A 10,188-nucleotide genomic window follows, 5' to 3' on the forward strand; every position below is an offset into this window, starting at 1 on the left:
GGCCGATGCGGCACGCGTGGCGTCAGGCCGCCGCCCCGATCGGTTCGGGGGCCATCGCGTCGGGTCCTTCCTCGCGTGGGGTCCGCAGGGTGATCAGCGCCAATGGAATACCCACGGCGACAATGACGCCCGCCACGATGATCGCGAGGCGGTAGCCCTCGAGGAAGGCGTGCATCGGAGCCGCGCCCTGCCCGGCCACGGTCGCCGCGCGCGTGGTGAGGATCGCGCCGACGATGGTGACGCCGAGCAGCGCCGAGATCTCGCGGCTCGCATTGACCACCGCGCCCGCCGCGCCCGCGACCGCGGGCGGCATCCGGTCCATGATCGCGGTGTTCAACGGCGTCATGAGCAGGCCCGATCCGATGCCGAAGCCGATGAACGCGGGCATCAGGTCGAGGATGTGCCCGTGCTCGCCGATCGTCGAAATATCCAGCAGCGCACCGACGATGCCCGCCACGCCCAGCGCCACGGTGACGTTCGTGCCCAGCCGGCGCGCGGCCAGCGGGGCGAGCGGCGACACCAGCACCATGGCGACCGCCATCGGAATGAACGCCGCGCCCGCCGCGGTGGGGGAGAAGCCGAGCACGTTCTGCAGGTACATCGCGGTGAAGAAGTAGATGCCCATCACCCCGAAACCCCACAGCATCATGACGGCGATGCCGCCGCTGAAGGCGCGGGAACGGAACATCGACATATCCACCATCGGATCCGGCCGGCGCGTTTCGATGGCGACGAACGCCGCGAGCGCGGCCGCGCCGAGCGCGAAGCAGCCCACGATCACCGTCGAGGTCCAGCCGCGGTTGTGTCCTTCGATCAGGGCGTAGGTGACCGCGAAGAGCGCGATGGCCGAGGTCACGAGCCCGGGCAGGTCGAGTCGGTGCCGTATCCGTTCGCGGGTTTCGTCCAGGGTCAGCGCGGTGAGCGCGAAGGTGAGGACGCCGAAGGGCACATTGATCAGGAAGATCCAGCTCCAGTCCACGTGCTGGCTCAGCACGCCGCCGGTGAACGGCCCGAGGGCCAGGGCCAGTGCGCCGATGGCGCTCCACACGCCGACCGCCTTGGCGCGTTCGGAGTCGTCGGGAAACAGCCCGGCGATGATGGCGAGGGTCGGGGGTATCGCGGCGGCCGCGCCGACGCCTTGCAGCACGCGGGCCGCGATGAGCATGGCCGGGCTGTCGGCGAGTCCGGCCAGCAGTGAGGCGAGGGTGAACACGGCCAGTCCGCCGAGGAACATCCGGCGGCGGCCGAACAGGTCAGCGAGTCGTCCACCGGCCAGCATGAGCCCGGCGAAGACCAGGATGTAGCTGCTGACCACCCATTCCAGGCCGGAGATGGACAGCCCCAGGTCGCTCTGGATGGACGGCAGCGCGACGTTGACCACGTTGTTGTCGAGAAATGTCATGAAGGTCGCCAGGGAAACCCCGATCAGGGCCCACCAGCGACGGGGCAGTAGTGGCACCGCAACTCCTATACGTTGTGCCTGTACATCATTCACATACGTTGTACATGTACGTAGTACAGGAAAGCCTGTACGTTGTATATTTGTCAAGTGGCAAAAGCGGAGAACCGATTGAGCCGGGAGACCGTCGCCGACGGCGCGATCGCGCTGGCCGACGCCGAGGGCCTCGAAGCGCTGACCATCCGGCGCCTGGCGCAGGAACTGGGCGTCACCCCGATGGCCCTGTACTGGCATTTCAAGAACAAGGACGAACTGCTGGCCGGTGTCGTCGACCGACTGTGGGAACAGGTCGACACCACGCGCGACCGGTCGCGCCCGCTGCTGGATCAGTTCCGCGCCCTGGCCGAATCGCTGGTGACGGTGCTGCGTCGGCACCGCGCCCTGGTGCCGCTGTTCCAGGTGCCCGGCGACAACGATCCGAGCCCCGGATTCCTCGATGCCACCGAGACCGCGCTCGAGATCCTCACCGAATACGGCTTCGACGTCGAACCCGCCGCCGCCGTGTGCGGCAACACCCTGCGCACCGCCGTCATGCTGGTGCTGGGCGAGCCCGGCGCCCCGACCCCGCAGCAGTCCGCCGACGACAACGCCGAGATGATCCGCCGCAAACGCCTACGCCTGGAAACCCTTCCGCGGCAGCGTTATCCCCGGGTCGTGGCGGCCGCGGACGCGCTGACCTCCTGTGAGGCCGACCAGCACTACGGTTTCGGGATCGACTTCTTCATGACGGCCCTGGCCGCGCTGCCCCTGCCCGCGCGCACCGCCGCGGCGGAGTCCTGACGGTCAGGAGCGGCCGGCCTTGGCGTGCTCGCGCAGGCTGTCGGCCAGTTGCGGTGGCATCGGCTCGTGGCGGGCGTAGGCGCGGGTGAAGCTCGCCGCGCCGTGGGCCAGTGAACGCAGGTCCACGGCGTAGCGGCTGAGTTCCAGTTCCGGGACTTCGGCCCGAATCGCGGTGCGGCCCAGCCCCGCCGGTTCGGTGCCGAGCACTCGCCCGCGGCGACTCGACAGGTCGCCGAGCACCGGGCCGACGTAGGTATCCGAAACCACCACCAGCACTTCGGCAATCGGTTCGAGCACGCTGATGCGGGCGGTGGCGGCGGCTTCCCGCAAGGCCAGACTGCCCGCGGTCTGGAATGCCGCGTCGGAGGAATCCACCGAGTGCGCCTTGCCGTCGAACAGCGTCACCCGCACGTCGACCAGCGGGTATCCGGATGCCACGCCGCGCAGCGCCTGGGCGCGCACGCCCTTCTCCACCGATGGGATGAACTGGCGCGGAACGACTCCGCCCACCACCTTGTCCACGAACTCGATGCCGGATCCCTCCGGCAGCGGGGCCACCTCGATCTCGCAGACCGCGAACTGCCCGTGGCCGCCGGACTGCTTCACATGCCGTCCCCGCCCGGCCGCCTGGGTGGCGAAGGTCTCGCGCAGGGCCACCTGGTGGTCGACGACGTCGACTTGCACCCCGAACCGGGACCGCAGCCGTTCGAGGGCCACCTCGCGATGCGCCTCGCCGAGGCACCACAGCACCAATTGGTGGGTGTCGGGATTCTGTTCGAGCCGGACCGTGGGGTCTTCGGCCACGAGTCGTGACAGCCCCTGGGAGAGCTTGTCCTCATCGGCCTTGCCGTGTGCCTGGATGGCGACCGGCAGCAGCGGATCCGGCAGGTCCCACGGCTCGATGAGCAGCGGGCTGTCCTTGGCGGACAAGGTGTCCCCGGTCTCGGCGTGCGTCAGTTTGCTCACGCACACGATGTCCCCGGCGATGGCCTGCGGCAGCGGCCGCTGCTGTTTCCCGAACGGCGCGGACACCCCGCCGACGCGGTCATCGGCGTCGTGATCGCCGTTCGTGCCGGTGCCGTGTCCGCACACGTGCACGGTGTCGTCGGCGTGCAGGGTTCCGGAGAACACCCGGACCAGCGACAACCGGCCCACGTACGGGTCGGAGGCGGTGCGGATCACCTCGGCGGCCAGCGGCGCGTCCGGATCGCAGGCCAGTGCCGCGGACTTGCCGCCGCTGCCGGTCGCGGACACCGGATGCTCTGCGGGCGTGGGGAATCCGCGGGTGATCAGGTCCAGGATCTCGACGGTGCCCAGCCCTTGGCGCGCGCCTTCGGGTGGGGGAGCGGCGATCAGCATCGGGTGGAAGCTCCCGCGCGCGACCGCTTTCTCCAGGTCGGCGACCAGCGAGGCGAGGTCGATCTCCTCCCCGCCGATGTAGCGGTCCATGAGGGTCTCGTCCTCGCTCTCGGCGATGATGGCCTCGATGAGCCGGTTGCGCGCCTCCTCCATCTGCTCGCGCTGTTCCTCGGAGGCGGGCGTCTCGACGCGTTCCCCGGTCGCGTAGTCGTAGACGTGCTGGGTGAGCAGTTCGATCAGCCCGGTCACCGGCCGGTGCCCGTCGGGGTTCTTGGGCCCGTACACCGGAAGATGCAGCGGCAGTATGGATTCCGAGCGCCCGCCGCCGAGGATCTGACGGCAGGTCTCGGCCATGTCCTCGAAATCGGCGCGTGCGGTGTCCAGATGGGTGAGCACGATGGCGCGCGGCATGCCGACGCTCGCGCACTCCTCCCACAGCGCCAGCGTGGGTCCGCTGACGCCCTCGACGCCGGCGGCCGCGGAGAGAATGAAAAGGGCCGCGTCCGCTGCTCGCAGACCGGCCCTGAGCTCCCCGACGAAGTCGGCGTAGCCGGGGGTGTCGAGAAGATTGACCTTGACCTTCTCCCACCCCATCGGCACCACCGACAACTGCACCGACCGGTGCTGGCGCTGCTCGATGTCGTCGTAGTCGGAGACGCTGGTGCCGTCTTCGACCCGCCCGGCTCTGGGCACCGCCCCGGCGGCGACCGCGAGCGCCTCGACCAGCGTGGTCTTCCCTGACCCGCTGTGCCCGACCAGCACCACGTTCCGGATGTCGCCGGGCCGTTCGGCCACGACTACCTTGCCGTTGACACCGTGCGATGTCGTCGTTCGCTCGACCATGGCTCGCTCCGTGGGTCGATCATTGCGGTCCTTCGAGCTTCCCACCGGTGATGGGGTCGCGTCCACGAATCGCCGAACAACTCGGTCGAGCGGAGTGAACCGGGAGTGTCAGGAACCGAAACGAGCCAGGACGCTGGTGGCCTCCTGGGCGGCGCTGCCCTCCTCGGCCAGGTGCGCCATCTCCGGGGAGATCTCGCGGCCGTGGTGGCGCATGGCCTGCGCGTAGAGGCGACCGGCCCGGTACGAGGACCGGACCAGCGGACCGGCCATGACACCGGCGAAGCCCATCTCCTCGGCGGCCTTGGAGTGCTCGACGAACTCCTCCGGCTTCACCCACCGGTCGACCGGGTGGTGCCGCGGGGAGGGCCGCAGGTACTGGGTGATGGTGATGATGTCGCAGCCCGCCTCGTGCAGGTCGCGCAGGCCCTGGGTGACTTCCTCCGGGGTCTCGCCCATGCCCAGGATCAGGTTGGACTTGGTGACCAGACCGGCCTCGCGGGCCGCGGTGATGACCGCCAGCGACCGCTCGTAGCGGAAGGCGGGACGGATGCGCTTGAAGATGCGCGGCACCGTCTCCAGATTGTGGGCCAGCACCTCGGGCCGCGACTCGAACACCTCGGCCAGCTGCTCGGGCACCGCGTTGAAGTCGGGGATCAGCAGTTCGACGCCGGTGTGCGGGTTGAGCCGCTTGATGGCGCGCACGGTCTCGGCGTACAGCCACGCGCCGCCGTCCTCGAGATCGTCGCGCGCGACGCCGGTGACGGTGGAGTAGCGCAGCCCCATGGCCTGCACGCTCTCGGCCACGCGCCGCGGCTCGTCACGATCGAGCGCGGCGGGCTTGCCGGTGTCGATCTGGCAGAAGTCGCAGCGCCGCGTGCACTGCTCGCCGCCGATGAGGAAGGTGGCCTCGCGGTCCTCCCAGCATTCGAAGATGTTGGGACACCCGGCTTCCTCGCAGACCGTGTGCAGCCCTTCGCGTTTCACCAGGCCCTTGAGTTCGGTGTACTCGGGGCCCATGGTCGCGCGGGTGCGGATCCACGAGGGTTTGCGCTCGATCGGGGTCTCGGCGTTGCGGGCCTCGATGCGAAGCAGCTTGCGGCCGTTGGGTGCGGCCGAGTTATCAGGTGTCGGGGTATCGACGGAGGTCACTGGTTCACCCTACGCTCGTGATCATTCGGCTTTGGCGTGCCCTGCGGCGGACTCGTCGGTCTGCAGGGCGGGTAGCGGCTCGGGGCATTCGGCAAAGGCTTCGACGCAGCGCGACAGAGCGTGGTCGGTCACCTCGAGGACCCCGTCGAGGGCGCGCGCGACGGCGTCGGCGACCAGCGGCCGCACCTCGTCGACGGTGATGTCGCGGCCGAGCTCGCGGCTCAGGGTGGTGACCCCGGCATCGCGAATGCCGCACGGCACGATCGCGTCGAAACCGTCCAGGCTGGAATCGCAGTTGAGGGCGAAGCCGTGCAGGGTGACGCCGCGTTGCACGCGCACGCCGATGGCCGCCACCTTGCGCTCGGGCCGTGATCCGTCGACCGGGAGCCACACGCCCGAACGACCTTCCACCCGACCGGTTTCCACTCCGAGGCCGGCACAGACCTCGATGAGCGCTTCCTCGAGCCGCCGTACGTAGGCCACCACGTCGACCGGTTCGGCCAGCCGCACAATCGGATAGCCGACCAATTGCCCCGGCCCGTGCCAGGTGATCTTCCCGCCGCGATCGACCTCGATGACCGGGCTGCCGTCGGTGGGCAGGTCCTGCGGTTCGGTGCGGCGCCCGGCGGTGAAGACGAACGGGTGCTCCAGCATCAGAAGCCGGTCTTGTCCGATTCCTTCGGCGCGTTCGGCGGCAATCCGCCGTTGCAGCTCCCAGGCTTCCTGGTATTCGATGAGGCCCAGATTCTCGACGACGAGGGGTGTGTCGTCGAACCGGGCGGATACCGCACGGGGTAACGGTGCGGTGGCCGTACTGCTCTCACTCACGATTTCGACGCTACCCCTCCGGGGAAGTTCAGTTGCATGAGCGTCAGATCCATCCAGCGCCCGAATTTGAACCCGACTTCCGGCATCTGCCCGACAACCTTGAAGCCGAACTTCTCGTGCAGCCCGATCGACGTGCGGTTACTCGACTCGATCGCCGCGATCATGGCGTGCACGTCGCCGCTCTCGGCCCGCGCCAGCAGTGCCCGCATGAGCGCGGTGGCCACGCCGCGGCGATGGAATATATCTGACACGTACACCGAGTTCTCGACCGAGAACCGGTAGCCCGACTTGGGCCGGAACTGCCCGTAACTCGCGTACCCCGCCAGCTTGCCGCCGATCTCGGCGACCAGCACCGGATGCCCGGCCCCGGTGCGCGCCGCGAACCAGGCCTCGCGTTCATGGATGTCGGCCAGTTCGGTATCCCAGATGGCCGTGGTCTCGGCGATGGCGTTGTTGTGGATCACCAGGATTTCCGGCAGATCGCTCTCGCGTGCGTCCCGCACCACCACGTCGGACGGTTGATTGGTCACGGGTCCACGGTATCGGCGAGGTTGCTGTGACGCGCACCGCGCCCGGTACCAGCCGGAAGCCGAGGAGTCAGCCCGAGTGGCCCAGCGTCGCGGTCAGCGCCGCGCCGATGGTCGGGTGCTGGAACTGGTATCCGGCGTCCTCCAGCGCGGTGGGAATCGCCCTGGGCCCGTGCAGGATCGCCTCGTCCGCGAACTCGCCGACGGCCAGCTTCAAGGCGAACGCGGGCACCATCAACGGCGTCGGCCGATGCATGACCCGCCCCAGCGCCCGCGTGAACTCGGCATTGGTGACCGGTGCGGGACCGCACATATTGACCGGCCCGGACAGCTTCTCGTGGGTGAGCGCGTGGATGATCGCCCCCACCTCGTCGTCGAGCGAGATCCACGGGACGTACTGCCGCCCGCTGCCGAGCCGCCCGCCGAGCCCGAGATAGTAGAGCGGGTACAGCATTCCGAGCATGCCGCCGTGCCGCGCCAGCACCACCGCCGAACGCAGCAACACCGTGCGCACCCCGGCGTCGGCGGCCTGTTCGGTGGCGGCTTCCCAGTCGGCGCAGAGCCGGGCCAGGAATCCTGTTCCGGCGGGGGAACTCTCGGTGACGACCCGGTCGCCGGTCTCGCCGCCGTAGTAGTGCGCGCCGCTGGCATTGACCAGCGTCGGCACTCCCGTGGCGGCGGCCGCGGCGGCCAGGACGTCGGTGGGGACGATGCGGCTGTCGCGCAGCTCCTGTTTGTAGCTGCCGTTCCAGCGCCGCCGCCCGATGCTCGCGCCGCAGAGGTTCACCACGGCGTCCGCACCGCGCAGCGCGCGCTCGTCCAGGTTGGAACGGACCGGATCCCAGGTGAATTCGTCGCGGGCGTGTACGGGACGGCGCACGAGGCGGATGACCTCGTGCCCGTCGCGGCGCAGGGCCGCGACGAGTGCCGTCCCGATCAGTCCGGACGAACCGGCGACCACGATCTTCATCCGATCCAACCCCCGACCCGTCTCCGTTCCGGCCTCAGAGGCCCAGGTCCCCCTCGAACGCGGCCTCTTCCAGACGGTGCTTGATCGTGGTCACGAAGCGACCCGCGTCGGCGCCGTCGATGAGGCGGTGGTCGTAGGTGAGCGGCAGGTAGGCCATCGACCGGATGCCGATGAACTCGTTGCCGTCGTCGCTGATCACCATGGGGCGCTTGACGATCGCGCCGGTGCCCAGCTCGGCGGCCTGCGGCGGCACCAGGATCGGGGTGTCGAACAGCGCGCCGTTCGAGCCGATATTGGTGATGGTGAAGGTGCCGTTGGCCAGCTCGTCCGGCTTCAGGCCGCCGGTGCGGGCGCGGTTGGCGATATCGGCGATGGCGCGCGCCAGTCCGGCCAGCGACAGGTCGTTGGCGTTGTGGATGATCGGCGAGAGCAGACCCTGCTCGGTGTCGACCGCGATACCCAGGTTGACCACCGAGTGGTAGGTGATCTCCTTGGTCTCGGAGTTGTAGGAGGCGTTGATGTTCGGGTGCACGGCCAGCGCCTCGATGACGGCCTTGGCGTAGAACGGCAGGAACGTGAGGTTCACGCCCTCGCGCTGCTTGAACGCGGCCTTGGCGCGGTTGCGCAGGGACGCGATCTTGGTCATGTCGACCTCGTGCACCTGGGTGAGCTGCGCGCTGGTCTGCAACGACTCGAGCGTCTTGGCCGCGGTGATCTGCCGGATGCGGCTGGCCTTCTGGACCGTGCCGGTCAGATGCGACAGCGACGGACGCGGCGCTGCGGCGGCCGGGGCGGCCGGAGCAGCGGCGGCGGGCGCGGCGGCAGCAGGGGCCGGAACCTTCTTGGCCTCCGCGGCGGCGAGCACATCCTGCTTGCGGATGCGGCCGCCGACCCCGGAGCCGGTCACGGCGGCGAGGTCAACGTTGTTCTCCGCGGCCAGCTTTCGCACCAGCGGGGTGACGTAGGGGCCACCGTTGGTGGATGGCTCGTCGGCCGGGGTCGCCGCGGCCGGAACCGGGGCGGCCTTCGGCGCGGGAGCCGCGGCCGGAGCGGCCGGGGCGGGCGCGGGAGCCGCGGCGGCCGGAGCCGGAGCGGGGGCGGGCGCAGGCGCGGGGGCCGGAGCCGGAGCGGGGGCGGGCGCAGGCGCGGGGGCCGGAGCCGGGGCGGCCGCGGGGGCGCCGCTGCCGATCACACCCAGCTGGCCGCCGACCTCGATGACGTCGTCTTCCTGCGCGGAGATCTCCAGCAGGGTGCCCGCGACCGGGGACGGGATCTCGGTGTCGACCTTGTCGGTGGAGACCTCGAGCAACGGCTCGTCGACCTCGACCGTGTCTCCCTCCTTCTTCAGCCACCTGGTGACGGTGCCCTCGGTGACGCTCTCACCAAGAGCTGGCATCTGGACGGAGAAGGTCATGTCCGTTGACTCCTCTGACTGCTCGTCGGGTTAAACAGTTCGTCTCTCCGCGGGCGTGGCACCGCGGGTCGCGGTGTCGTCCCGGACGGCCATCGAACGGCGATGGCACCCGGAGATCCGTGTTGGTTCTTGTTCCAGCCACCCATCCTTGCATTCGTCCGGGTGCGGCGTGTCACAGGGCGGCGGTTGTGCCGACCTCTCTACGCCACATTTCCCGGCGTGAGCGTCGAACGCCACGGCGCGCGGGTGAGATAGCGGGATGCCATGACACGTATCACGTTTGCGCCGAACTGTCCTTTCCGGCGTGCCGCTGACCGGACCGCGCACCCCCGCTGAGTCGATTCTGAAGGGATTCTGTGCAGCTGCTATGGAAATCGCCGATCGTCTGGCGAAGTGGGCGTGAGCTGCGCACTATCGAAGTATCCGGCGGTTTTCCGAAGCCGGAGAGGAGGTTGACGGGAATGGGTTTCCTGGATCTGTTCGGGCACAGCGGCGCCGCGCGCCGAGGCGAGGCCGATCCGGCCGACATGGCCCATCTCGTGGCCTGGACGCGAAACCATTACGGCGTGGAGGCTTTCGTCGAGCCGCGCACCACGGTTACCGATGTCACGGTGCTGTTGGTCGCGCATGACGGCGAATGGACCCGCCGGGTGGTCGGCGAACGCGGGGCGCAACGCCTCTCTGGCGCCCTCGGCATCCCGGTCTACGACGCGCGCCGCGTCGGCTACCCGCAGCGCATGCGGGACTACGAGGCGCGCCGCCGAGTCCTGGAACGGCGCACCGCCCAATGGGCCTGACCCTGTAGGCGGCCTGGGCCGAAAGATATTCGGGGGACGCGAATCCGTCGACTGTCGATTCG

General features: G+C 69.4%; 8 protein-coding genes and 1 pseudogene. 2 read left to right on the plus strand and 7 right to left on the minus strand.

The genetic code is table 11. From position 1 onward, the window contains the following. Nucleotides 1-22: 22 nt before the first annotated feature. Nucleotides 23-1,459, minus strand: coding sequence for an MFS transporter (locus ACFV4K_RS31825; RefSeq protein WP_379279921.1), 1,437 nt, complete (start codon nucleotides 1,457-1,459; stop codon nucleotides 23-25). 90 nt (nucleotides 1,460-1,549) lie between these two features. On the opposite strand from ACFV4K_RS31825, the gene ACFV4K_RS31830 reads away from it, so the two are divergent. Beyond that, nucleotides 1,550-2,239 (plus strand): TetR family transcriptional regulator, encoded by a 690-nt coding sequence (locus tag ACFV4K_RS31830; RefSeq protein WP_379279922.1) that lies wholly within the window; start codon nucleotides 1,550-1,552, stop codon nucleotides 2,237-2,239. Between the two features lie 3 nt (nucleotides 2,240-2,242). On the opposite strand, the gene ACFV4K_RS31835 is transcribed toward ACFV4K_RS31830, so the two are convergent. The 6 genes and pseudogenes from ACFV4K_RS31835 to sucB form a co-directional block, all read right to left on the minus strand. Then, nucleotides 2,243-4,441 (minus strand): elongation factor G-like protein EF-G2, encoded by a 2,199-nt coding sequence (locus ACFV4K_RS31835; protein WP_379279923.1) that lies wholly within the window; start codon nucleotides 4,439-4,441, stop codon nucleotides 2,243-2,245. Nucleotides 4,442-4,549: 108 nt separating this feature from the next. After that, on the minus strand, nucleotides 4,550-5,590 hold the full coding sequence (gene lipA, locus ACFV4K_RS31840; protein WP_379279924.1) for a lipoyl synthase: 1,041 nt from the start codon (nucleotides 5,588-5,590) through the stop codon (nucleotides 4,550-4,552). Between the two features lie 21 nt (nucleotides 5,591-5,611). Further along, nucleotides 5,612-6,418 (minus strand): lipoyl(octanoyl) transferase LipB, encoded by an 807-nt coding sequence (gene lipB, locus ACFV4K_RS31845; protein WP_379279925.1) that lies wholly within the window; start codon nucleotides 6,416-6,418, stop codon nucleotides 5,612-5,614. Beyond that, nucleotides 6,415-6,927, minus strand: coding sequence for a GNAT family N-acetyltransferase (locus ACFV4K_RS31850; protein ID WP_379279928.1), 513 nt, complete (start codon nucleotides 6,925-6,927; stop codon nucleotides 6,415-6,417). The genes lipB and ACFV4K_RS31850 overlap by 4 nt, the downstream gene beginning before the upstream one ends. A gap of 88 nt (nucleotides 6,928-7,015) precedes the next feature. Continuing rightward, nucleotides 7,016-7,915 (minus strand): TIGR01777 family oxidoreductase, encoded by a 900-nt coding sequence (locus ACFV4K_RS31855; RefSeq protein ID WP_379279926.1) that lies wholly within the window; start codon nucleotides 7,913-7,915, stop codon nucleotides 7,016-7,018. 34 nt (nucleotides 7,916-7,949) lie between these two features. After that, nucleotides 7,950-9,332 (minus strand): annotated as a pseudogene (sucB, locus tag ACFV4K_RS31860) (2-oxoglutarate dehydrogenase, E2 component, dihydrolipoamide succinyltransferase); the annotation flags it as partial. A gap of 458 nt (nucleotides 9,333-9,790) precedes the next feature. On the opposite strand from sucB, the gene ACFV4K_RS31865 reads away from it, so the two are divergent. Continuing rightward, on the plus strand, nucleotides 9,791-10,126 hold the full coding sequence (locus tag ACFV4K_RS31865; RefSeq protein ID WP_379279927.1) for an oxidoreductase: 336 nt from the start codon (nucleotides 9,791-9,793) through the stop codon (nucleotides 10,124-10,126). The last annotated feature ends 62 nt before the right edge of the window (nucleotides 10,127-10,188 follow it).

Origin of the sequence: Nocardia sp. NPDC059764 (assembly GCF_042732555.1) — a bacterium.
In the GTDB taxonomy this organism is placed as follows: Bacteria; Actinomycetota; Actinomycetes; order Mycobacteriales; family Mycobacteriaceae; genus Nocardia.